A 22,261-nucleotide genomic window follows, 5' to 3' on the forward strand; every position below is an offset into this window, starting at 1 on the left:
TCACCGATGTGTTTGGTTTGCCCGTTCCGTTCTGAGAGCAATGCTCTCTCTAAAGAGCACCGCTCGTCAAGAGCAGTGCTCTCGTTTCTTGCCAGTGCTCTGATATGGTCGGCACATGAGTTCGAGCCTCACCGCACGCGAGAGGGTCAGAGCCGAGCTGACCCGCGAGATCACCGACGTCGCCCGGCGGCAGCTGGCCGTCGACGGCGCGAGCGGCCTGTCCCTGCGCGCGGTCGCCCGCGAGATGGGCATGGCCTCCTCGGCCATCTACCGCTACTTCCCGTCCAGGGACGACCTGCTCACGGCCCTGATCATCGACGGCTACAACGCCGTCGGCGAGGCCGTGGAGAACGCCGACGCGGCCGTCTCGCGCGAGGACCACGAGGGCAGGTGGATGGCGGTCTGCCACGCCGTACGGGACTGGGCGCTGGCCCACCCGCACGAGTACGCCCTGCTGTACGGCTCACCCGTCCCCGGCTACCGGGCGCCGCAGGACACCGTCCCCGCCGCGCTCCGCGACACCGTCGTCTACGGCCGGATCGTCTCCGACGCCCATCGCGCCGGAGCGCTGAACCCGCCCGGCCCCCACCCGCCCGCCCCACCGTCCTTCCACGAGGACGCCGCGCGCGTGCGCGAGCTGATGCCCGGCGTCCCCGACGACGTGATCATCCGCGGCCTGATCGCCTGGACCGGCCTGTTCGGCTGGGTCAACTTCGAGCTGTTCGGCCAGTTCGACAACGTGATCATCGACCTCGCGTCGGCCTTCGACCACGCCATGCGCCGCCACGCCCACACCCTTGGCCTTTCCGCCTGATACGTCACGACTTGGCTGCGATGAGTAACGTCTGGATGGCTGGCGTGATAAATGAGTGAATGACTCTCCAATGAGCCTTCTGAGCGGCGAAAGGCACCCCCGACTTCATGGTGGAAAGTCCCATTCACGGCGAAGGCGTGACGGTCCGCGCTCTCTTCGAGAGCAATTCCTTCGCGCTGGACTACTACCAGCGGGAATACACCTGGACCCGCCACGAGGTCGGCACACTGATCGACGACCTCGGCCAGCGCTTCCTCAGCCAGTGGAAACCCCTGCACGACCGCGAGGAGGTCGGCCGCTACGCCCCGTACTTCCTGGGCCCCTACGTCTACCACGAGAGCAAGGGTCGCACCTTCCTCGTCGACGGCCAGCAGCGCGTCACCACGCTCCACCTGGTGCTGATCTATCTCCGGCAGCTGCTGCTCGACCAGGAGAGGTGGATCGACGCCGACGAGCTGGAGAGGCTCACCTACACCGCGCGGCACGGCAAGCGGAGCTTCAAGGTCGGCAGCTCCGAGGAGCTGTCCCGCGCGCGGCTGCTCAACTCCCTGGTCACCGATTGGAACGATCTCAAAGGGTTCACGCTGCCCGACAACGCCCACGTCTCGGTACGCAACCTGCACGACCGGAGCAGGGAGATCGACGGGGAGTTCCCCGAGGTGCTGCGCGGCGAGGCCCTGGAGCCCTTCGTCCACTGGCTGCTCGACCGCGTCTGCCTGGTCGGCATCCGGGCCCTCGACCAGGAGAACGGCCGCGAGATCTTCGTGTCGATGAACGACCGGGGGCTCCGGCTGAGCCACGTGGACCTGCTGAAGGGCCACCTCTTCCGGCGGGTCGGCGAGCAGACGCGCGAGGATCTCGGCGGGGCCTGGGCCGACATGCTGGCCCGCCTCACCACGGCCGAGACCGACTCCCCCGAGGCCAACACGCCCAGCGCGTACGTCCGCGCGTTCCTCCTCGCGCAGTACGCGGATCTCGGCGAGGGGTCCACGGACGCCGCCGAGATCGGGCGGGCCGTCCACGAGTGGATCCTGCGCAACGACGTCCAGCTTGGTCTCAGCCGCCCGGCCGAGGCGCAGGCGTTCGTGCAGAGGCTCACGAACGTGTCGAAACGCTACTGCGAGCTGCTCCGCGCCTGCCGGAAGTTCACCCCCGCCCTGGCCGGCGTCTTCTTCAACGGCCACAACGGCATCGACGACCAGTTCACGCTGCTGCTCTCCGTCGTCTCGCCCGAGGACTCCGACGAGGTGTTCGCCCGGAAGTGCTCGATGGTCGCGTCGTTCCTCGACCTCGTCTACGTGCGCAGGTCCGTCAACAACCTCCCCGTGCAGCGCCGCGACCTCGACGAGGTCGTCCACCGGCTGATCCCCGTCCTGCGGATGTGCCGGACCACCGACGACGTCGCCACGGTCCTCGGCCGGGAGACCTCCCTGATCGAACACGACTTCCGCGAGCTGGCCTCCTTCGGGCTCCGGGCCAACAACCGCCGCCTGGTCCGCTACCTGCTCTCCCGGATGACCGCCCACGTCCAGCGCGAGTGCGAGGGGGGAGAGCACGAGTACGCGTTCCTGCGGGGGCGGCGCGAGTACGAGATCGAGCACATCTGGGCCAACCGCTTCGAGCGGCACAGTGCCGAGGTCGAGACCACCGCGGAGTTCTACATCCGGCGCAACCGCCTCGGCGCCCTGCTCCTGCTGCCCAAGTCCGTCAACGCGAGCTTCCGCGACGACCCCTACGACCGGAAGATCGAGCACTACTACGCCGAGAACCGGCTCGCGGCCTCCCTGCATCCCAAGAGCCGCCTGCGCAACACCCCGTTCACCCACTACCTGAGGGACTCGGGCCTCGACAGGGCGTTCCAGCCCTGCCCCGAGTTCGGCGTACGGGAGATCGAGCGGCGGCAGCACCTCTACCGGCTCCTCTGCGAGGAGATCTGGAACCCGGCCAGGCTCGGCTTCCGCCTGCCGGTGATCACCCTCCCGCCCCGCCTTCCCGAGCAGCCCGGGTCCCGCCGTCACTACGGCATCGAGGTCGTCGACCTGATCACGCACGGCCTGATGGCACCGAACACCAAGATCTTCCGTACGGTCAGAGGTGAGATCCACTTCGCCACGGTCGAGCAGGACGGGACGATCAGGGTGGAGGCGACGGGCCGCCCGTATCACTCCCTGTCGGCCGCCGGGGCCGCGGTCGCCGGGACCAAGGCCTGCGCCGGGTGGGACGTCTGGCGCGTCGAGCGCGACGGTGCCGCGCTGCCGCTGAAACGCCTCCGCGAGGAGGCCATCAGCCGCGGCCTGACGCCCAGATCCTGACCTTTCGATCCTGGCCCCACCGGCTTCTCCTCGCTCCGAGCCGCCGCCCGGCAGGCGTCGAGCTCGACGAACGACGCGGCACGTCCCTCTCACGTGAGAGGGACGTGCCGCGTCGTCGCCGACGGGACCGAAGGCCGCCCGAGCCCGTACAGCCGGGGCTCCGGCGGCGCTCCGCGAGACCGTACGACCGGCCGAAACCCCCTACCGGGAGAACTTCTTGCGCGCGGCTCCCCGGAGGACCTGGCGTGGCCGCTGCTGCTCACCGTGCAGGGAGGTCAGCACGACGAGCGCCCCGGTGACGGCGGGCACGACCCACTGCATGAGGCGCAACTGCTGTTGCGTCTTGGCGACGTCCTCCGGAGTCTCCTTGTCGGGCTTCACCGCGCCTTCCACGGGCACGTCGCCCGCGTCCGCGAGCCTGGCCCCGAGCACCCCGGTGTAGGCGGTCGCGGCCAGCGCGGCGGCGGTCAGCGCGGCCTTGGCCGCGGTGCTCGCCCCCACCCCCCGCTGGTGCGCCACCCGCCGCTTGTTGGCCGCCAGCAGACCGGCCGAGCCGATGAGAAAGGCGCCGACGCTCGCGGCGCTGATCGGCGCCCATCGGCCCCATCCGGCGTTCGCCACCCGCAGGCGCTCACTCCTGTCACTGACCACGGCGGTGGCGCCGTTGAGGCCGATCGCGCCCATCAACGAACCCCCGAACCAGGCGGCCAGCCCGACGTCGTGCATCGCGCGCACGACCGTATTGCGTTCCATGCTCTCCCCCTCATCAACAGCCCCTTACGGTGGATATCGCACCGTTACCACTGTGATGGGAGTTGACTACCCTGATCCGATCCTACGATCCGCTAATGAGCTGATGTCCGGATCAAGGTTGGGACTGCGAACGGTCAGGAAGGGAAATCGCCGGCGAAGACGCGGGCGTCGAGGAACGGATTGCGGAACTTGCCCGCGGGATCCAGGTCGGCGGCCAGGCGCCGGAAGTCGGGAAGCCTGTCGTACAGGGAGCTCAGGCGGTCGGGGCCCATGAGGAAGAGCTTGCCCCAGTGGGGGCGGGCCTCGAAGGGCTCCAGCGCCTCCTCGACCACGGCGAGCACCCGGCTCACCGCGGGCCAGTCCTTCTTCCAGGTGAAGTGGACGGCGACGACGTCCTCGCGGTAGGAGGGGCTCAGCCACAGGTCGTCCGCCGCGACGGTACGGATCTCCGAGATCTGCAGGACGGGGGCGACGACGTCCCTGACCGCGTCCAGCGCGCGGAGCGCGGCGAGGGCGTGGCGGCGCGGCAGCAGATACTCCGACTGGAGCTCCTCCCCGCTGCTCGGTGTGAAGTCCAGGCGGAAGTGCGGCAGCCGGTCGTACCAGGGGCCGGGCACGCCCATCTGCGCGGTGCAGTTGACGGCGGACATCCCCGGCAGCGGGTGCCGGTCGGCCGTGGCCACCGTGGCGTCCAGCCAGCGCGACGCCGGCTCCCACGGGCCGGGCTCGTCCTCGCGGCGCTTCACCCACACCTGGTCGATCCCGGAGCCGCTCCAGCCGGTGAACAGGCCCACGCTGTACGCCGCCGAGAGGATCTCCTCGAAGTGCTCCTCCATCCGCGCCCACGGCAGGTTCTCGTAGACGTACTGCCGCACCTCGAAGGCCGGGACGACGTCGAGGACGACCCTGGTGACGATGCCCAGCGCGCCGAGGGCGACGACCGCCCCGGCGAAGCGGTCGCCGTCCTTCTCGCGACTGAGGACGATGATCTCGCCGTCCGCGGTGACCAGTTCGAGGCCGGAGACCGCGGTGGCCAGGTTGCCGTTGGCGACGCCGGAGCCGTGCGTGGCCGTGGCGCAGGCACCGGCGACCGAGATGTGCGGCAGGGAGCCGAGGTTGGGCAGCGCGTAGCCCTCGCCGTGCAGCCAGCGGCTCAGCTCGCCGTAGCGCACCCCGCCACCGATCGTGACCGTGCCACGCGCCTGGTCGAGCTCGGGATCGGCGGGCAGGCCCTCCAGCGAGACGAGATCACCGCCGGGACGGTCGGCGATCTCGTTGAAGGAGTGGCGGGTGCCGAGCGCCCGGACGGCGCCGCTGCCAGCGACCAGCTCCTGGAGCTCCTCGACGCCGCCGGGGCGGTGGATCCGCGCGGCGCCGTAGGTGATGTTGCCCGCCCAGTTCAGCAGCCCTCTGGTCACGATGTGCCCTCTCTACGCCTCACGCCAGGCCGTACGCGGCGGATGCGCGCCACACCCGGGCGGTCGTGCGGGACACGAACTCACTCGGGTGACCGTACGGGGCACGGGTCGCGGCCGGGCGGTCGTGGTCGTGCGGGGCACGGCCCATGGCCGGTGATCATGCGGGGCGCGACGGCGGGCATTGCCGCACCCAGGGTAGTTCAGGAATTCCGGTACGTCGTCCGCGGGCCGTCACCGCCCGCGTCCGGCGCACTCGATGCAGGTCCGGGCGACCGGGCGCGCTTTCAGGCGCTCCAGGGCGATGGGCCGCCCGCAGTCGTCGCACACGCCGTAGGTGCCCTGATGGAGTCGCTCGACCATCTCGTCGAGATCATCGAGGTGATCTCGCGCCCGGTCGAGCAGGGCCTGGAGATGGGATCGTTCGAAGGCGATCGTCGCCCCCTCCGGGTCGTGCTCGTCGTCGTTGGCCACCATCGCCGACGAGTCGACGAGGTCGTCCCAGTCGCGCGTCAGCGCCGTGATCTGGGCCACCGTCCTCTCACGGTCCGCGGTCAGAAGATTCCGCATGGCCGCCCGCTGAGAAGAAGACAGCACGGTTTCGGAAGATTCCTTGCCCATCGCCGCCTCACCCCGTCCTACCGCGGATCCGCTCCTGGCCATGGGCACCGCCGACTTGTGACACGAAGCCGCTGACCTGGGACTTCCCCTCAGTTTACGGCTCACAAGGGTGGGCGGCCCGCGCCCGGGGTCCAAAACGGCCCGTACGGCGGCGGGGACGCCCCGCCGCCGTACGAACCCCTGTCACGGGAACCGGCGATCAGGCCGCCCGCCGTTCGACGGCGGGCCCGCTCGATCCTCTCCGGCACCGATCGACGGACCGGTCCCGTCTCCCGGACATCGAGCGGGTCCGGAGAGACGCATGTCACGGGACGGGCCCTAGAAGGAGAAGATCACCCCGGTCGCGGCACGCAGCTCGCACGGGTTGCTGAAGGTCCGCTGGTACTGGACGGGACGGCCGTTCCAGACGCCGGTCGCGGACACGGCGATGGGGTCGTACTGCTGCAGGCAGCCCGTCCACGGCAGCCTCACGGAGGCGGGGTTGCCCCGCGCCCGGCTCAGCAGCGCGCAGGCCTCCACCGCACGGGGATGCGTGCCGTAGACCGGCGTGCATCCGAGCCGGACGGTCCGCATCCCGCCCGGTCGCGAGACGGTCAGCGTGAGGCGCTTGGCGCGCGGGCCGCCGATCGTCGGCCCCCACGGCGGGATCACGACGGGCGGGGTCACGACGGGCGGGCGTGGCGGCAGGGGGATCGGCGGCGGCGGGATGGGCTGCCCCCACGGCGGCCTGGGCGGAGTCGGCCGCACCCACGGCGGAAGCGGGATAGGCGGCCCCGAATCCGGGACAGGCGGGGTCGGCCGATCCCACGGCGGGCGGGGCGGCCACGGGCCAGGCGGGGGCGGGGGCGGGGGCGGGGGCGGGGACAGATTCGGCTGGCCCCACGGCGGACGGGGCGGGAGCGGCCGGGGCGTAGGGGGCGTAGGGGGCGGATCGGCGATCGGTTGGCCCACGGACGGGCCGGGTGTGTCACGCGGTGGCTGCACGTCCGCGGTGGCGGCGCCGCTGAGGATGACGATCCCGGCGGTGGCCAGGCCAAAAATATATCGCATAAATTCCCCCGATAAATACGAATTTCGTAAATAACCGAAAATGTCGCTTTCGGTTGGTTTGGGGGGAGCGATTTACACCCTGAGCTGCAAAGAGGCTATGTCGACAACGTTGGAATGTCCCGCAGCGACCCGCCTTGGAATGCCATAACCCGCCAGTCGAGAAAGCCCCGGGCGGCCCGTCCCGAGAGGGTGCCCATGAGCATGACCATGGCGTCGACCCATGCCGGGAAAAGCGGGTTTCGCGGTGATTCTCACGTCCACGGCGTCCGCCTCAAGGTGAGGGGCGTCTCCGGTGCCGGACGAGAGATCCGTGAACGGGAGGGTGCGCGGGAGACGGCTCGCGAGGTGAGCGGAGACGACTCGACCGCGCCCGGACGGATTTCGCGGTGGGCGCGGTCGAGTGGGCGACATCGGTGCCTTGTGAGCGGCTGTCGAACCTCGTACGGCAGATCGTGCCGTACGAGGTGGGGTCGATGCGGGACGGAGTGGTACGGGTGCGGGGCCACGCGGCCTACCCGGATGGCGCGGCTTACGAGGGCCGTACCGCCCGGTGCGCCCCGCTAGCGGCCGGCGCGGTTGACCGCGGAGATGACGGCCTTGAGCGAGGCGGTGGTGGTGTTGGAGTCGATGCCGACACCCCACAGGGTCTGGCCGGCGATCTCGCACTCGATGTAGGAGGCGGCCTTGGCGTCGGTTCCCGCGCTCATGGCGTGCTCGGCGTAGTCGAGGACGCGTACCTTGACGCCGACCTTGGCCAGGGCGTCGCAGAAGGCGGAGATGGGACCGTTGCCGATCCCCTCGACCTCGCGGATCTCGCCGTCGAGGCGCAGATCGGCGCTGATGGCGTCCTTTCCGTCACCCCTGGAGGTGGTGCGGTGGGCCAGCAGGCCCAGGCGGCCCCACGGGCTGGCCGGGTTGGGCAGGTATTCGTCGGTGAAGACCTCCCACATCCGCGCGGCGTTCACCTCGCCGCCGGTGGTGTCGGTGTGGGCCTGGACGGCGCGGGAGAACTCGATCTGCAGGCGGCGCGGCAGGTCCAGGTGGTGGTCGGCCTTCATGATGTAGGCGACCCCGCCCTTGCCCGACTGGCTGTTGACCCGGATGACCGCCTCGTACGTACGGCCGATGTCCTTGGGGTCGATCGGCAGGTACGGGACCGCCCAGGCGAACTCCTCGACCGGGACGCCCGCGGCGGCCGCGTCGCGCTCCAGGTGCTCGAAGCCCTTCTTGATGGCGTCCTGGTGGGAGCCGGAGAAGGCGGTGTAGACGAGCTCGCCGCCCCACGGGTGGCGCGGGTGGACGGGCAGCTGGGTGCAGTATTCGGTGACCCGGCGGATCTCGTCGATGTCGGAGATGTCGACCTCCGGGTCGACGCCCTGCGAGAACAGGTTCATGCCCAGCGTGACCAGGCAGACGTTGCCGGTGCGCTCGCCGTTGCCGAACAGGCAGCCCTCGATCCGGTCGGCCCCGGCCATGTAGCCCAGCTCGGCGGCGGCGACGGCGGTGCCCCGGTCGTTGTGGGGGTGCAGGGACAGCACGATCGAGTCGCGGTAGGCCAGGTTGCGGTGCATCCACTCGATCTGGTCGGCGTAGACGTTGGGCGTCGCCATCTCGACGGTGGCGGGCAGGTTCACGACGACCTTGCGGTCGGGGGTGGGCTGCCAGACGTCGTTGACGGCGTCGCAGACCTCCACCGCGTACTCCAGCTCGGTGCCGGTGAAGGACTCCGGGGAGTACTGGAAGTAGATCTCCGTGTCGTCCATCTCGGCGGCCAGCTTCTTGCAGAGCTTGGCGCCCTCGACCGCGATCGCGGTGATGCCCTCGCGATCCTGGCCGAAGACGACCCTGCGCTGGAGGGTGGAGGTGGAGTTGTACAGGTGGATGATCGCCTGCTTGGCCCCGCGCACCGACTCGAAGGTCCGCTCGATCAGCTCGGCCCTGGCCTGGGTCAGGACCTGGATGACCACGTCGTCGGGGATCAGATCCTCTTCGATGATCTGCCGCACGAAGTCGAAGTCGGTCTGGGAGGCGGCGGGAAAGCCCACCTCGATCTCCTTGTAGCCCATCTTCACCAGCAGCTCGAACATCTTGAGCTTGCGGTGGGAGTCCATGGGGTCGATCAACGCCTGGTTGCCGTCACGCAGGTCGACGGCGCACCACCGGGGAGCCCGGTCGATGACCTTGCCGGGCCAGGTGCGGTCGGTCAGCTGGATCGGCGCGAAGGACTCATAGCGCTTGAACGGCATGGGGCTGGGCTGCTGCTGCGGATACATGCAAGGCTCCTCGACTGGGAAAACAATCGTGGCCGACGCGCATGGCTCGCTCCGCGACGAGGGAGCCGGCCTCTACAGGCCCTCGTCGCGGCAGCTAAGAAGCAGGCCGCGCAGCATGCCTAGCACGTTAGCAGACGTCTCAGGATGCCCGGGCCCCGGTCTCACATGGCGGGACTCGAAGATCTTCGGAATCCCGCCCGTGGAAGGGCCGCGGCCCGGCCGGCAGGACCCCGCGCCCCGGGGACGAGGGATCGGAGACGGTTGTCAGGCGATGCGCTGGATCATCGTGTTGCTGATCTGGTAACGGTACCCCGCGTCGAGCACCGCCCGATCCTGCTCGGGGCTGGTGCCGAACGGCGAACCGTACAGCCACACGAAGCCCGGCGCCTCACGGCCGGTGACCTTCTCGACGGCCCGGCGCGGCTCGAGGATCTCCCGTTCGACGTCGGCCGGTGTGACGACCTTGGAGATCTGCTCGTGGGAGCCGGTGTGGGGGATCACCAGGTGCCGCTCCGCGATCTGGGCGACCTGGTCCCAGGTCATGGCCAGCCGCTCGGTGCCCCGCTCCTCCACCAGGTCGATGTCGTGCGCGTCGGCGAAGGCGCGCTGCTCGGGGACGGGGCAGTCGATGAAGCGGGTGATGACCGGGAACCAGGCGACGATTCCCAGCTCGTCGCAGATCGGCGCCGCGACGGTGGCGTTGTTGAGGTATCCCTCGTAGAAGATGGGGATGAAACCCGGCCGGTCGAGCCCCCACTCTCCGGTGGCGTAGAACCGGTCGAGATCCTCCAGCGTGACGCAGGCGAACGAGGCCGCGTAGGCGGCGAGCTCCTCGCGGAGCCGGTCGGCCGTCGATTCCGGGGTGTTGTGGTAGTTGACGACGCGCAGGTATCGGCCCTCGCCCATCGCCGCGCCGTAGTCCGCGAAGCCGCCGCTCATGCCCGGCCCTCCTCGTCGAAGTGGAGACGCGCCACCACGGTGAGCACCGAGGCGAGCGCCGCGAGATCGCCGTCGTCCGCGCCGGGGCGCAGCCGCTCGGCGTAGTGGCCGGTGATCCGGTCGAGCTCCGGGCCGTCCGAGCGGTCGCGCGCGCCGGGGAACCGGCCGGTCAGGTCTTCCAGGGCGAGGAACATCGGGATGCCCTCGCGCTCCAGGGCCCGCTGCTCGCAGTCGGCCAGGACCCCCTCGGGATCGGGGTGCGGGACGTATCGGCCGCTCATGTGTCATCTCCTTGGTGTGCGGAATTCAGAACGCGCAGCAGGTGGGCGACCTGGGCCGCGACCGCGTCACGGCCCGCGCCGAGGTAGCCGCGCGGGTCGACCTTCCCCGGCCGGTCCGCCAGGCTGCCCTGGACGGCGGCGGTGAACGCCTTGTTGAGGTGGGTGGCGATGTTGATCTTCGTCATGCCGTGCCGTACGGCCAGCGCGAGACCGTCGTCGGGCACTCCCGACGAGCCGTGCAGCACGAGCGGGACGGGGACGGCGTCACGGAGCCTGGCGATGAGGTCGAAGTCGAGCACGGCGTCGCGGGTGAGCATCGCGTGCGAGGAGCCGACGGCCACCGCGAGCGCGTCGACTCCGGTGGCCTCGACGTAGGCGGACGCCTCGCCCGGCTCGGTACGGGCGCCCGGCGCGTGCACGCCGTCCTTGCCGCCGATCTCCCCGAGTTCCGCCTCGACGAGGACCCCGCGTCGCCGCGCCCGCCGCACCACGTCCGCGGTGGCCGCCACGTTGGCGGCGTACGGGAGCGCCGAGGCGTCGAACATGACCGAGCCGAAGCCCAGCTCGACGGCCTCGTCGACGAGGCCGGGGCGGGTGGCGTGGTCGAGGTGGACCGCGACCGGCACGGTGGCGGCCCGCGCGATGGCCAGGCAGGCCGCGCCGATCGGGGCCAGCGCCCCGTGGTAGGCGACGGTGTTCTCGCTGAGCTGGAGGATCACCGGCAGCCCGGCCTCCTGGGCGCCGGAGACTATGCCCTCGGCGTGCTCGATCTGGATGACGTTGAAGGCGCCCGTCCCGCGCCCGGATCTCCGGGCCTCGGTGACGATCTCTCCCGTCGGGGTCAGCGGCACGATGTGCCCTCGCTTTCTTCACGAGCGTCTTCGAGGGCGGCGCGGCCGTCCCCGACATGCCCGGCCTGGACGAGGGCGCGCGGCCAGTCCCAGCCGCTCACCAGGCCGAGTGCCAGCGCGGCCACGACCGCGTCGCCGGCGCCGGTGGGATTGCCTCCCACCACCTCGGGAGGTACGGCTCTCCACCGCCCGTCGGGAGTGTCGGCGTACAGCCCGCGCGGGCCGTCGGAGACCACCACCGCGCGGGCCCCCTGCCCGCGCATCCAGGCGGCTCCCCCGGCGAGGTCGGACGGGCCCGCGGGATCGCCGGGACCGGCGTCCGGGAGACGCCGTGCCGTGGAGGCGTGCCCCGTCGCGGAACCCGTCGCGGGACTTGTCGCGGAACCCGTCGCGGGACTTGTCGCGGACCCCGTCGCGGGACTTGTCGCGGAACCCGTCGCGGGACTTGTCGCGGGCCACGGTGGTGCGGAATCCGCGGCGGAGGCGGGCAACGCGCCGGCCAGCTCGGCGGCGTTCGGCTTCACGATCTCGGGACCCGCCGGGAGCGCCAGCCGGAGCGCCGTCCCGCCCGTGTCGAGGACGGCGGGCACGCCGTGCCTGGTGGCCAGCCGGACGAGGGTCGCGTAGGCGTCCGGCGGAAGCCCGGGAGGCAGGCTGCCGGAGAGGACCGCGACCGAGGCCTCGGGCAGCAGGCCCTCCAGCCGGTCGCGCAGGGCCTCCCACTCCCCCGGCGTGACGACCGGTCCCGGCTCGTTGAGCATGGTGACCGTCCCGGCCCCGCCGTCGACGACGGCGACCGTACGGCGGGTCTCCCCTGCGCAGGCCACGAACGCGTGGCCGATCCCCGCCCTGTCGAGATCGGCCAGGAATTCCCGGCCCGTCACCCCGCCGGAGAAGCCGAGCGCCACGACCTCCGTCTCCCTCGCCACGGCCCCCAGCCCCCCGAACCCGCCGGAACCGGAACCGGAGGCGGAGGTGCCCGGGAAGGCGGCCCCGGCCGTATCGAGGAGCCGGAGAAGCCGGGCGACGTTGACGCCCTTGCCCCCGGCGTGAGCGGACATCCCGGCGACGCGGTTGGTGGCGTCGACGACCAGCGCGTCGACGTCGTAGGTGACGTCGAGCGCGGGATTGAGAGTGACGGTGACGATCACGGCAGGACACCCCGGCCGGTGGCGACGACACCGGGGTCCGGCCAGCTCACCAGCACCAGGTCGGCATCCAGGCCGAGCCCCTCCGCGAGGATCGTGCCCGCCCTCGCGACCGCCTCGCGCATCGCCCCCGCCTCGCGCGGCCGCCCGCGGACCACGATCACCGCCCCCGCGTCGACGACGGATCCCGGGACCGCCTCGGCGGGAGCGGAGACAGCGGCCCCCGCGGGCACGGCGGGAGCGGGGCCGGAGGCGATCCGCTGGACGATCACCGATCCCGCCGGGAGGCCGAGCGCCCGGCCGAAGGCTTCGGCCAGGTTCTCGGCGAGCGGCGCGGGAACCGGATGTGCGGTGACGAGCTGGAGGAAGGGCATGACGGCTCACTCGGCGCTGGGGAACGGGCGGGCGGGTACGGCGGCTACTCGACGATGACCGAGCGGGACAGGTGTTCCGGGGTGTCGCACTCCAGGCCGCGGGCGCGGGCGTAGGCGATCGCGAGGCGGTGGACCCGTACCAGCTCGGCCTGGGGGTCGGCGCCGGCCACGCGAAGGGTGGCGCCGGTGGCGGAGACGGCGTCGACGACGTCGACGGGCAGCGGGGTGAGCGACCACACCAGGCTGCGCGGCCCGGCGCAGGCGATGGGGCCGTGCCGGTATTCGAGCGCGGCGTACGACTCCGTCCACAGCCGGGCGGCCTCGCGGCACTTGAGCGCGGCCTCCTCGGCGAGTCCGCGGGTCCAGCCGGTACCGAGGAAGACCAGGTGGTCGTAGTCGGCGGGATCGGCGACCGGCGGCTCGGCGAGGGCCGCCGCGGCCCCGGCGGGCAGCCCCGAGACGTCGTCGCCGACGGAGGCGCGCAGGAGGGTGAGGGCGGAGGTGGCGAACCGGGTCTGCACCACGGAACGCTCGTCGGCGAAGTCGAGCAGGACCTGCCGGTGGGTGACCTCGGTGATCGGGGAGCCGGGGGTGCCGGTCACGGCGATCGTGGTCATGCGCTCCGACAGCTCGCGCGCCAGCCGTACGAGATCGCTGGTCGTGCCGGAGCGGGAAAGCAGGACGGCCACGTCGTAGGGGTCGGTGTCGTCCAGTTCGGTGGCGATCGCGGCGCGGGTGCGGCCCTGTCCGAGGCGCTGCCGCAGGTGGGCGTAGGAGTCGAGGACGTAGTAGGAGGTGCCGCAGCCTACGGCGAGCACGTTGGCGCCCGGCTCCGGCAGGTCACCGCGCAGGCTCGGGGCGATGTCGAGAACCCGCTGCCAGATCTCCGGCTGGCTCTCGACCTCGGCCTGCGTCTGGCGGGCGAGGAGAGGCTCGGTCGTGGTCGTCACTGCTGGTTCTCCTGTGGGTGGGTGGCGGTCAAGTCGGTGGTCGCGGTCGCGGTTTCGGTCGCGGTTTCGGTCACGGCTGCGGCTGCGATCGCGGTCGCGGTTTCGGTTTCGGTCGCGGCCAGGTCGACGACGGTCAGGGTCGCGGCGAGCGCGTCCGCCCGGGCCGCGTCAGGCTGGGCGGCGGTGCCGCCCGCCCCCTGGGTGGACAGGGCGCCGCACGCGGAGGCCGTACGAAGGGCGGCGGCGAGGTCCCTGCCCGTGAGCAGCGCGGTGAGCAGGCCCGCGTCGAAGGAGTCTTCCGCGCCGGTGGTCTCCAGCGGGGTGATCTCCGGCGCGGTGACACGCAGGCGGGTGCCGTCGGGACGGTGCAGCAGGGCTCCCTCGGCCCCGCACTTGATCACCGCGCCGGTGCCGAGCGAGGCGAGCACCGCCGCGGCCTCACTCGCCGACCCCGCGCCGGGGTGCCCGGAGGCGGCGGCGATGTGGAGGGCCTCGGCCTCGTTGGGCAGCAGGTAGTCGACGAGCGGGAGCAGGACGGGCAGGCCGTGGTCGAAGGAGCGGCCGGGGTCCCAGTTGGGATCGATCGACGTGGTGAGACCGCGCTCCCTGGCGGCGCGCAGCAGGCCCGGCAGCCCGGACCACAGGTCCCGCTGGAGGAAGTAGGAGCTGACGTGGAGGTGCCTGGCGGCGTCGAGGGCCTCGGCGGGCACGTCGGAGGCGGCGAGGCGGCCGATCTCCCCGGGAAAGGTGAGGATCGACCGGTCACCCCGGGCGCCCAGGACGACGCTCATGCCGGTGCGGCGACCGGGCCTGCGCAGACAGTACGTTGTGTCCACCCCCCGCTCGCGCAGCCGGTCGAGGACGAACTCGCCGAGCCAGTCGTCGCCGACCACCCCGACCATCGCGACGCGGGCGCCGAGGCGGGCCGCCCCGCAGGCGGTGATGGCCCCGGAGTTGCCGAGGACGATCGTGGCGTCTTCCACGATCTCCTCGACCTGCCCGAACGCCGGTCGAACGTCGCCGCACTCCACGATGACGTCGGCGTTGAGCTCTCCGACGACGAGGAGATCCATGTCAGTCATACCGCCTCACGTGCTGGTCATCGGGGGGACGGGAATCCTGTCCCCCGCGGTGCGGGTGCTCTTGGACAGGGGATCGCGCGTCTCGGTGGTGTCGCGGTCGGGGCGCGGCGTGCCCCCCAGGGCGGACGCCGTGGTCGCGGACGTGACGGAGGTCGCGGCCCTCGATGCCGCGCTCGACCTGGCGATCGGGGAGCGCGGGTCGCTGGGCCTCGCCCTGGCCTACCAGCCCTTCGCCCCCGCCGGAGCGTGGACGGCACTCGCCGCGCGGGTCGGCGGGCCGCTGGTGGCCCTGCTGACCAGCGTCCACGCCGCGCCCCGGGACGCGCCCGCGCCACCTCTGCCCGCCGGAGCCGTCGAAGGCGCCGAGGTCAGGCACCTGCTGCTCGGCTGGCACCCGCCGGGCGCGGGCCTGCCCGCGCGCTGGCACACCCCGCGGGAGATCTCCGCGGCCGCGCTTGAGGTCGCCGGCGCGGCCGGCGAGAGCGCGGGCGGTCTCGGTCTCGCCAGCGGGACGGGCGCGCAGGGGGGAGCCCCGGTGCCGGGCATGCCCAAAAGGCCCGCGGTGCTGGGCGTCGTGCGGCCCTGGGAGGGACGCCCAGGAGGGTGACGCGTCGCGGTGCGTGCCCACGCGCCCTCCCCAAGATCACGAGCAATCAATTTAGTGCAAAAACTCTCAGAGCCTTCGCCGCGAAACCGTACGCACCCCTAATACGGCCTGTCAATACACCAGAAGAGCGGCGACAGAAATCCCTGAGCGGCGGCAAAAGTCCACGTCATCGGATACCTGAGAGCTATTGACGCTTTCTGGACGAAGTTGATAGGAACAGCGATACCGTTCGGACCCCCCGAGGAGAGCCCATGCAACTCAACCGTCGCCAGCTGCTGCGCGCGGCAGGCACCACGGTCGTCGGCGCGGCCGCCACCGGCGCACTCGCGGCCTGCGGCGCCTCTTCTTCCCCCTCCTCCCCCACGGGCGGCGCTGGGGCACCGTCGACCGGCACCCTCACCTTCTCGGTATGGGGATCGGACGCCGAGATGGGTGCCTTCAACTCCATCGCCCGGGCATTCGAGAAGCAGAACGCCGGGACGAAGGTCAAGGTCGAGCAGCTGCCGTACGAGCAGATGCGTCCCACCCTCGACGCGAGGCTGCAGTCGGGCCAGGGGCCCGACCTGTTCCGCGTCACCTACAACGACATCGGCATCTACAGCTCCCAGGGGGTGCTGCAGGATCTGAGCGCCACGGTCGGGGGCGAGGGCGCGCAGTTCATCGACGCGCTGTGGGCCGGCGTCCAGTACGAGGGCAGGCCGTACGGGGTGCCGCACCACACCGACACCTCGGCGGTCCTCTACAACAAGGCCCACTTCGCCAAGGCCGGCATCAAGGAGGTGCCCTCCACGCTCGACACCGCGTGGACCTGGGAGGAGTTCATCGAGGTCGCGGAGAGGCTCAAGGCCGCGAACCTGGGCGGCGCCCCCTTCGGCGTCAACTGGCAGCAGTACGGCGCCTACCGCTGGTTCAACTGGCTCTGGCAGTCGGGCGGCAGGGCGCTGTCGGCCGACGGCAAGAGCGTCGTCCTCGACTCCCCGCAGGCGCGCGAGACGCTCGCCTTCACCAAGTCGTTCTACGACAGGGCGCTCATGCCGAAGAACATGATGGTCAAGACCTCCAACAGCCCCGACCTGGTGTTCCCCTCGGGGAAGATCTCGATGGCGTTCGTCGGCGACTTCCTGCTGCCCGACATCGGCACCAGGGCCAAGGACATGGAGTTCGGCGCGACCTTCCTGCCCCGCGGGGCAGGTGGGGCGGCGTCCGACCTGGGCGGCAACGCCGTCGTGGTAACCACGCAGAGCAAGAGCCCCGACGCCGCCGCCGCGTTCGCCAAGTTCCTGGTCACCCCGGAGAACATGAAGCTGTTCTGCGAGAAGACCACCGTGCTGCCCTCGCGCAAGGACCTGGCCTCGGCCACGCTCGACTACTCCGTCTCCGCGGACCTGATGCCGGTCTTCCAGCAGCAGGCGACGACCATGCCGGCCGACCTGGTGAAGCTGGTGACCCTCTCCGGCTTCGCCGCCGTCAACGACTCGCTGGTCCAGCACCTGGAGGCGCACTTCACCGGCGGCCGGTCGGCCGACGACACGCTGAGCGCGCTTTCCCAGTCGATCCAGAAGGCGATTTCCGCCTGATTCGGCATTCGACCCGGTTCGGTACTCAACTCGATCCGGTGTGACCGGCTGAGGAGGCCCAAGGCAGATGGCATCGGTGAGCAGCCCGGCAAGGCCGGGTGCGGCCGCTGGGGCCGGGACGGGGAAGGCCCCCCGCCCCGGTGGCGGCCACGGGTTCCTGCGGACCAAGAAGGTTCGCGAGGCGATCACGGGACTGGCCTTCGCGGGCCCCGCCCTGGTGGTCTTCGCGGTGTTCATGTTCTGGCCGCTGGTCAGGATTTTCTGGATCAGCCTCCAGAAGACCAGCGGTTTCGGCATCGCGAAGTTCATCGGCCTGGAGAACTACCGGGAGATCCTGGCGGACTCGATCTTCTGGGAGGCGCTGGCCAACACGGCTCTCTACACGGCGCTCTCGGTCCCGCTCTGCCTGGTGGCGGGGCTGGGCGCGGCGCTGCTGCTCAACCGGGTCATGCCGGCCCGGGGTCTGATCCGGGCGATCTACTACATGCCCGCGGTCATCTCGGGTGTGAGCAGCGCCCTCATCGCCGCCTGGATGTTCAACGAGGACCTGGGCATCGTCAACGAGCTGCTGAAGGCGGTGGGCCTGAGCCCGGTGCCCTGGCAGTCGGAGGGCCTGCCCGCGATGGTCTCGCTGGTGCTGGTCAGCCTCTGGATCGGGCTCGGTTTCAACATGGTCGTCTACCTCGCGGCGCTGCAGGGCATCCCCCGGGAGGTCTACGAGGCGGCGCGCTGCGACGGCGCCTCCTGGTGGCAGACCCTGCGGTCGATCACCATCCCCTCGCTGGCGCCCACGACCTTCTTCCTGGTGGTGATCGGGATCATCAACTCCTTCCAGGTCTTCGACATCGTCTACGTGATGACCGGGGGCGGCCCGGGAAACTCCACCACGATGCTCGTCACCTACGCCTACTCCACCGGCTTCGAGCAGCGCCGGCAGGGTTACGCCTCGGCGATCGGCGTGCTGCTCTACCTGATCGTGCTGGTGATGACCATCGTCCAGTGGCGGGTCAACCGCCGCAGGGACATCGCGTGAGGAGATCGTCATGACGGCGCTGAACGCTCACGGCAGCCGCACGGAGAAGCGGGACCCGACGGCCGCGGCGGGGCCGGGACGCCCCCCCGGGCGCGGGACGGCGAAGGAGCGGGAGTCGATGGTCACGGCGAGAGAGCGCCGGACCGCGCGCCTGCGCCTGGCCTTCGCGGTGACCGGTGCGATCGCGATGCTCTTCCCGGTCTACTGGATGGTCGTCACCGCGCTGTCCACCCCCGGCGAGCTGCGCGGCGCGGAGCTGCACCTCTGGCCGACCTCCCTGAACTGGGCCAACTTCACCGGCCCGTGGGGCAAGTTCCCCTACCCCACCTGGATCCTCAACTCGTTGACGATCGCGGTGGGCGCGGTGGTGCTCACCGTGGTGATCAACCTGATGGCCGGGTACGCCTTCGCCAAGCTCCGCTTCCCCGGCCGCGACGTGCTCTTCCTGCTCGTCATCAGCACGCTGATGGTGCCGGTGCAGGTGGTGATGGTGCCGCAGTTCCAGCTGGTGGTCGACTTCGGGCTGATCGGCTCCGACTGGGGGGTGATCCTGCCCCGGCTGGCCGAGGCGTTCGGGCTGTTCATGGCCCGCCAGTTCATGATGGCCATCCCGGACGAGCTGATCGAGGCGGCCCAGGTCGACGGTGCGGGGCAGATGCGGATCTTCCGCCAGATCGTGCTGCCGCTCTGCCGGCCGCTGATCGCGGTGCTGGTGATCTTCACCTTCATGTGGCGGTGGAACGAGTTCGCCTGGCCGCTGATCGTCCTCAAGGACCCGGAGAGCTACACCCTCCAGGTCGGCCTGCTGTTCCTGAAGAACCAGTACGGCCAGGACTACGGCGCGCTGATGGCCATGTCGCTGGTGTCGATGATTCCCATGCTCGTGGTCTTCGCGCTCTTCCAGCGCCACTTCGTCGAGGGCATGGCCCGGTCGGGCATCAGGTGACGGGAATGAAAATGATCAACGTATGCGTGACACTCGACTTCGACGACGCCTGGCTCGCCGAGGTGGCCGCCGTCTCCCCCGGCGTCAGCGTCCACAAACACCTGGCGGCCTCGGCCGGGGAGATCCCGGCCGAGCTGCTGGCCCGCACCGACGTCCTCTACACCAACACCGCGTTCCCCACCGGCGCGCAGGCGCCGCGACTGTCCTGGGTACAGCTCGACACCTCCGGGTGCGACCACGTGAAGGACACCGAGCTGTGGGCCTCCGGCATCCCGATCACCACGATCGGGGGCGTCTCTCCCAAGCCCCTCGCCGAGTACGTGCTGATGATGATCCTCGCGCACGCCCACCACCTGCCGGAGATCATCGGCCTGCAGGGCCGCTCGCACTGGCCCGACCTCGACTACCGCTGGAACCGTCTGATGCCCAGGGCGATCCCCGGCTCCACCGTGGGCGTGGTCGGCTACGGCCGGATCGGCAAGGAGATCGGCAGGCTGGCCCACGCCTTCGGGATGAGGGTGATCGGCATGCGACGCGGCCTGCCCCGCGAGGGCGAGCGTTTCAGCGACTCCGCCGGGGAGGCCCCCGCCGAGGTGGTGGGCCCCGAGGGGCTGCACTCGCTGCTGGCCCGCTCCGACTACGTCGTGCTGACCGTCCCGCACACCGACGAGACCCACCACCTGCTCGACGGCGAGGCGTTCGATCGGCTCAGGCCGGGGGCCGTGCTGATCAACGCGGCCCGGGGCGGGGTCGTCGACGAGGTGGCGATGCTGGCCGCGCTTCGTTCCGGCCGGATCGGTTACGCCGCCCTCGACGTCTTCGCGGAGGAGCCGCTTCCGGAGAGCAGCCCGTTCTGGCGGGAAAGTGATGTTCTGATCACCCCGCACGTGGCAGGATTCGCGCCCGGCTACCACGATCAGGTCCGCGCGCTGTTCACCGAGAACCTGCGCCGTCTGATCGCCGGGGAGCCTCTCCTGAACCTGGTGGACAGAAAGGCCGGTTACTGATGCTGAGCGAGAAGCGCAGGAGCAAGCTCCTGCACCACGTGCGCGACAACGGGTCGGTCAGCGTCGACGACCTGGCGGAGCTGCTGGGCGTCAGCGTCTCGACGGTACGGCGCGACCTCGACGAGATGGACGAGCGCGGCCTGCTGCGCCGCGTGCACGGCGGCGCGATCGCCGTCGGCGGCGCCGAGTCGGCCGAGACCTCGATCACGGAGCGTGCCGTCCACAATCTGGAGGAGAAGCACCGCATCGCCGAGGAGGCGGTCGGGCTCATCGAACCGGGCAGCACCATCCTGCTCACCGGCGGCTCCACCACCGCCCAGATGGTCCCCTACCTGGCCTCGGTTCCCGACATCACCGTGGTCACCAACTCGATCGCCATCGCCCACGGGATCGGCACCACCACCGAGGACGTCCAGGTCCTCGTGCTGGGCGGCCTGCTGCGCAACGTCGAACTCTCCCTGCTCGGTCACCTGACCACCCAGGCCCTCGCCGACATCCACATCGACCGGGCCTTCTTCAGCGCCTACGGGCTCGATCCCGACTACGGCATGCTCGGCGCCCACCTCGCCGAGGCCGAGACCGACCGCAACATGATCGCGGCCGCCCGGCATCTCGTGGTCCTCGCCGACCACAGCAAGTTCGACCAGCGCAGCGCGGTGCGGATCGCACCGGTGTCGCGCATCGGCACCGTGGTCACCGACACCCACACGCCCGCCGAGGCGGTCGCGGCGCTGCGAGCCCGCGACATCGTCGTCATCCAGGCCTAGATCGGAGTTCTCCACCTCATGACCCATCCCCGCGTTCTGGTGCTGATCGGAGCGGGCAGCGCGGTGTTCACCCGCGGCCTGCTCGCCGACCTCATCTCGGCCGACGACCTCGGCGCCTGGGAGATCCGCCTCGTCGACATCGACGAGGAGGCGCTCTCCGTCGCGGCCAGGCTCGCCGAGCTGATGGTCGAGGCGCGCGGTGCCCAGGACAAGATCACGGTGCGTTCCTCGACCGACCGGCGGGACCTGCTGCCGGGTGCCGACTACGTGGTGACCTGCGTCGGCGTGGGCGGCCGCCCGGCCTGGCAGGCGGACCACGAGATCTGCATGGAGCACGGCGTCTTCCAGCCGGTCGGCGACTCGGTCATGCCCGGCGGCCTCTCCCGCCTGCTGCGCACGGTGCCGGTGATGGTGGAGATCGCCCGCGACGTCCGGGCGCTGGCGCCGCGGGCGCACTTCTTCAACTACAGCAACCCGATGACGGCCAATGTCATGGCCATGACGAAGTACGCCGGTGTCGAGGTCGTGGGCCTGTGCCACGGCATGCACCACGTGCAGCGGGAGCTCGCGGCGTTCGCCGGGCTGCCGTTCGAGGAGACCTCGACGCTGTACGCGGGAATCAACCACCTCACCTTCATCTACGACTTCCGGCACGCCGGTGCCGACGCCTGGCCCGGCGTGCGCGAGCGCGTCGACCGGGAGCTGGCGGTCCCCGCCGAGCCGGGAGACATCGGCTCGATCTGGGAGAACGGGAAGGCGTGGCACAACCCGTTCTCGTGGGAGATCTTCCGGCGCTACGGCGCCTATCCGGCCGCCAACGACCGGCACGTGCTGGAGTTCTTCCCCGAGCGCTGGGCCGGTGGCGACTACTACGGCAAGAAGCTCGGCGTGGACGCCTTCTCGGTGCCGGAGATCCTGGAGTGGGGCGAGCAGCGCTACCTGTCGATGCGCGCCCAGGCCATGGGCGAGGTGCCGCTCGACGAGACGATCTTCGAGCGGTCCACCGGCGAGCAGGAGCAGCTCATCGCGATCATCCGCTCCATCGTCTTCGACCGGCGCGAGATGTTCTCGGTGAACGTGCCCAACCGGGGCGCGCTGCCCGGCCTGCCCGACGACGCCGCCCTGGAGATCCCGGGGGTGGCCACCGCCCGCGGCCTGCGCCCGGTGTCCGTTCCCGACCTGTCGGCCCCGCTCACCGCGATCCTCGCCCGGCGGCTGTCCTCGGTCTACCTGGCCGTCGAGGCGGCGATGACCGGTGACCGCGACCTCGCGGTGGAGGCCGTGATCGCCGACGGCGCGGTGACCGACCCCCGCGCGGCGGCCGAGCTGACCGACGCGCTCCTCGCCGCCCAGAAACGCTTCCTGCCCGCCTTCGCCTGATGCCCGTCGTCCCGTCCCCGGCGTTCCCCGCCCTCTCGTCTCACCGAGCCTCGCCGGGAACGCCGGCCAGGGACCTCGGCG

21 protein-coding genes are annotated in these 22,261 nt (G+C 70.9%); 9 read left to right on the forward strand and 12 right to left on the reverse strand.

Annotated features, from left to right (window positions below; translation table 11 throughout):
- Window positions 1–115 precede the first annotated feature (115 nt).
- Window positions 116–814, forward strand: coding sequence for a TetR/AcrR family transcriptional regulator (locus ACSDR0_RS02280; protein WP_435287015.1), 699 nt, complete (start codon window positions 116–118; stop codon window positions 812–814).
- A gap of 137 nt (window positions 815–951) precedes the next feature.
- Window positions 952–3,126: a GmrSD restriction endonuclease domain-containing protein gene (locus tag ACSDR0_RS02285; protein ID WP_435287016.1), complete on the forward strand. Its 2,175-nt coding sequence runs from the start codon at window positions 952–954 to the stop codon at window positions 3,124–3,126.
- A gap of 201 nt (window positions 3,127–3,327) precedes the next feature.
- Here ACSDR0_RS02285 and ACSDR0_RS02290 read toward each other — a convergent pair whose 3' ends face one another.
- The 12 genes from ACSDR0_RS02290 to ACSDR0_RS02345 all read right to left on the reverse strand — a co-directional run bounded on the left by ACSDR0_RS02290 (window position 3,328) and on the right by ACSDR0_RS02345 (window position 14,863).
- Window positions 3,328–3,879, reverse strand: coding sequence for a hypothetical protein (locus tag ACSDR0_RS02290; RefSeq protein ID WP_435287017.1), 552 nt, complete (start codon window positions 3,877–3,879; stop codon window positions 3,328–3,330).
- Window positions 3,880–4,013: 134 nt separating this feature from the next.
- Window positions 4,014–5,297, reverse strand: coding sequence for an FAD-binding protein (locus ACSDR0_RS02295; protein ID WP_435287018.1), 1,284 nt, complete (start codon window positions 5,295–5,297; stop codon window positions 4,014–4,016).
- Between the two features lie 231 nt (window positions 5,298–5,528).
- Window positions 5,529–5,891: a TraR/DksA family transcriptional regulator gene (locus tag ACSDR0_RS02300; protein ID WP_435287019.1), complete on the reverse strand. Its 363-nt coding sequence runs from the start codon at window positions 5,889–5,891 to the stop codon at window positions 5,529–5,531.
- Window positions 5,892–6,233: 342 nt separating this feature from the next.
- Complete coding sequence (locus ACSDR0_RS02305; RefSeq protein ID WP_435287020.1) at window positions 6,234–6,581, reverse strand: SSI family serine proteinase inhibitor; 348 nt, start codon at window positions 6,579–6,581, stop codon at window positions 6,234–6,236.
- Window positions 6,582–7,525: 944 nt separating this feature from the next.
- Entirely contained in the window at window positions 7,526–9,238 is a 1,713-nt protein-coding gene (leuA, locus tag ACSDR0_RS02310; RefSeq protein WP_435287021.1) for a 2-isopropylmalate synthase, read from the reverse strand.
- 264 nt (window positions 9,239–9,502) lie between these two features.
- Window positions 9,503–10,177 (reverse strand): polysaccharide deacetylase family protein, encoded by a 675-nt coding sequence (locus ACSDR0_RS02315; RefSeq protein WP_435287022.1) that lies wholly within the window; start codon window positions 10,175–10,177, stop codon window positions 9,503–9,505.
- Window positions 10,174–10,458, reverse strand: coding sequence for a hypothetical protein (locus ACSDR0_RS02320; protein WP_435287023.1), 285 nt, complete (start codon window positions 10,456–10,458; stop codon window positions 10,174–10,176). Before ACSDR0_RS02320 ends, ACSDR0_RS02315 begins: the two co-directional genes overlap by 4 nt.
- A complete protein-coding gene (locus ACSDR0_RS02325; protein ID WP_435287024.1) occupies window positions 10,455–11,309 on the reverse strand; it encodes a class II fructose-bisphosphate aldolase in 855 nt (284 codons plus the stop codon). The genes ACSDR0_RS02320 and ACSDR0_RS02325 overlap by 4 nt, the downstream gene beginning before the upstream one ends.
- The gene (locus tag ACSDR0_RS02330; RefSeq protein WP_435287025.1) at window positions 11,300–12,460 is read right to left on the reverse strand and encodes a PfkB family carbohydrate kinase; all 1,161 of its coding nucleotides are present in this window, start codon (window positions 12,458–12,460) and stop codon (window positions 11,300–11,302) included. Before ACSDR0_RS02330 ends, ACSDR0_RS02325 begins: the two co-directional genes overlap by 10 nt.
- Entirely contained in the window at window positions 12,457–12,831 is a 375-nt protein-coding gene (locus ACSDR0_RS02335) for a hypothetical protein (protein ID WP_435287026.1), read from the reverse strand. Before ACSDR0_RS02335 ends, ACSDR0_RS02330 begins: the two co-directional genes overlap by 4 nt.
- A 44-nt stretch (window positions 12,832–12,875) precedes the next feature.
- Entirely contained in the window at window positions 12,876–13,781 is a 906-nt protein-coding gene (locus ACSDR0_RS02340; protein WP_435287027.1) for an SIS domain-containing protein, read from the reverse strand.
- Complete coding sequence (locus ACSDR0_RS02345; RefSeq protein ID WP_435287028.1) at window positions 13,778–14,863, reverse strand: carbohydrate kinase family protein; 1,086 nt, start codon at window positions 14,861–14,863, stop codon at window positions 13,778–13,780. The genes ACSDR0_RS02340 and ACSDR0_RS02345 overlap by 4 nt, the downstream gene beginning before the upstream one ends.
- Between ACSDR0_RS02345 and ACSDR0_RS02350 the strand changes: the two genes are divergently transcribed.
- The 7 genes from ACSDR0_RS02350 (at window position 14,853) to ACSDR0_RS02380 (ending at window position 22,180) form a co-directional block, all read left to right on the forward strand.
- Complete coding sequence (locus tag ACSDR0_RS02350) at window positions 14,853–15,470, forward strand: hypothetical protein (RefSeq protein ID WP_435287029.1); 618 nt, start codon at window positions 14,853–14,855, stop codon at window positions 15,468–15,470. The genes ACSDR0_RS02345 and ACSDR0_RS02350 overlap by 11 nt on opposite strands.
- Before the next feature lie 251 nt (window positions 15,471–15,721).
- Window positions 15,722–17,047 carry an ABC transporter substrate-binding protein gene (locus tag ACSDR0_RS02355; RefSeq protein ID WP_435287030.1) on the forward strand — a complete coding sequence of 442 codons (1,326 nt, stop codon included), beginning with the start codon at window positions 15,722–15,724 and terminating at the stop codon, window positions 17,045–17,047.
- Window positions 17,048–17,114: 67 nt separating this feature from the next.
- A complete protein-coding gene (locus ACSDR0_RS02360) occupies window positions 17,115–18,080 on the forward strand; it encodes a carbohydrate ABC transporter permease (protein WP_435287031.1) in 966 nt (321 codons plus the stop codon).
- Between the two features lie 10 nt (window positions 18,081–18,090).
- Complete coding sequence (locus ACSDR0_RS02365) at window positions 18,091–19,026, forward strand: carbohydrate ABC transporter permease (RefSeq protein ID WP_435287032.1); 936 nt, start codon at window positions 18,091–18,093, stop codon at window positions 19,024–19,026.
- 11 nt (window positions 19,027–19,037) lie between these two features.
- Window positions 19,038–20,033, forward strand: a complete 996-nt coding sequence (locus ACSDR0_RS02370; RefSeq protein ID WP_435287033.1) for a D-2-hydroxyacid dehydrogenase — start codon at window positions 19,038–19,040, stop codon at window positions 20,031–20,033.
- Window positions 20,033–20,800, forward strand: a complete 768-nt coding sequence (locus ACSDR0_RS02375) for a DeoR/GlpR family DNA-binding transcription regulator (protein WP_435287034.1) — start codon at window positions 20,033–20,035, stop codon at window positions 20,798–20,800. The genes ACSDR0_RS02370 and ACSDR0_RS02375 overlap by 1 nt, the downstream gene beginning before the upstream one ends.
- An 18-nt stretch (window positions 20,801–20,818) precedes the next feature.
- A complete protein-coding gene (locus ACSDR0_RS02380) occupies window positions 20,819–22,180 on the forward strand; it encodes a hypothetical protein (RefSeq protein WP_435287035.1) in 1,362 nt (453 codons plus the stop codon).
- Window positions 22,181–22,261 lie beyond the last annotated feature (81 nt).

Source organism: Streptosporangium sp. G11 (assembly GCF_051192615.1).
In the GTDB taxonomy this organism is placed as follows: domain Bacteria; phylum Actinomycetota; class Actinomycetes; order Streptosporangiales; family Streptosporangiaceae; genus Streptosporangium.

Excerpts from the sequence above, each read along its gene's own strand:
- ACSDR0_RS02355 (WP_435287030.1), top strand. The coding sequence starts at position 15,722 with ATGCAACTCAACCGTCGCCAGCTGCTGCGCGCGGCAGGCACCACGGTC.
- ACSDR0_RS02365 (WP_435287032.1), top strand. The coding sequence starts at position 18,091 with ATGACGGCGCTGAACGCTCACGGCAGCCGCACGGAGAAGCGGGACCCG.
- ACSDR0_RS02315 (WP_435287022.1), bottom strand. The coding sequence starts at position 10,177 with ATGAGCGGCGGCTTCGCGGACTACGGCGCGGCGATGGGCGAGGGCCGA.
- ACSDR0_RS02380 (WP_435287035.1), top strand. The coding sequence starts at position 20,819 with ATGACCCATCCCCGCGTTCTGGTGCTGATCGGAGCGGGCAGCGCGGTG.
- ACSDR0_RS02350 (WP_435287029.1), top strand. The coding sequence starts at position 14,853 with ATGTCAGTCATACCGCCTCACGTGCTGGTCATCGGGGGGACGGGAATC.
- ACSDR0_RS02290 (WP_435287017.1), bottom strand. The coding sequence starts at position 3,879 with ATGGAACGCAATACGGTCGTGCGCGCGATGCACGACGTCGGGCTGGCC.
- ACSDR0_RS02370 (WP_435287033.1), top strand. The coding sequence starts at position 19,038 with ATGATCAACGTATGCGTGACACTCGACTTCGACGACGCCTGGCTCGCC.
- ACSDR0_RS02280 (WP_435287015.1), top strand. The coding sequence starts at position 116 with ATGAGTTCGAGCCTCACCGCACGCGAGAGGGTCAGAGCCGAGCTGACC.
- ACSDR0_RS02335 (WP_435287026.1), bottom strand. The coding sequence starts at position 12,831 with ATGCCCTTCCTCCAGCTCGTCACCGCACATCCGGTTCCCGCGCCGCTC.
- ACSDR0_RS02360 (WP_435287031.1), top strand. The coding sequence starts at position 17,115 with ATGGCATCGGTGAGCAGCCCGGCAAGGCCGGGTGCGGCCGCTGGGGCC.
- ACSDR0_RS02320 (WP_435287023.1), bottom strand. The coding sequence starts at position 10,458 with ATGAGCGGCCGATACGTCCCGCACCCCGATCCCGAGGGGGTCCTGGCC.
- ACSDR0_RS02375 (WP_435287034.1), top strand. The coding sequence starts at position 20,033 with ATGCTGAGCGAGAAGCGCAGGAGCAAGCTCCTGCACCACGTGCGCGAC.
- ACSDR0_RS02345 (WP_435287028.1), bottom strand. The coding sequence starts at position 14,863 with ATGACTGACATGGATCTCCTCGTCGTCGGAGAGCTCAACGCCGACGTC.
- leuA (WP_435287021.1), bottom strand. The coding sequence starts at position 9,238 with ATGTATCCGCAGCAGCAGCCCAGCCCCATGCCGTTCAAGCGCTATGAG.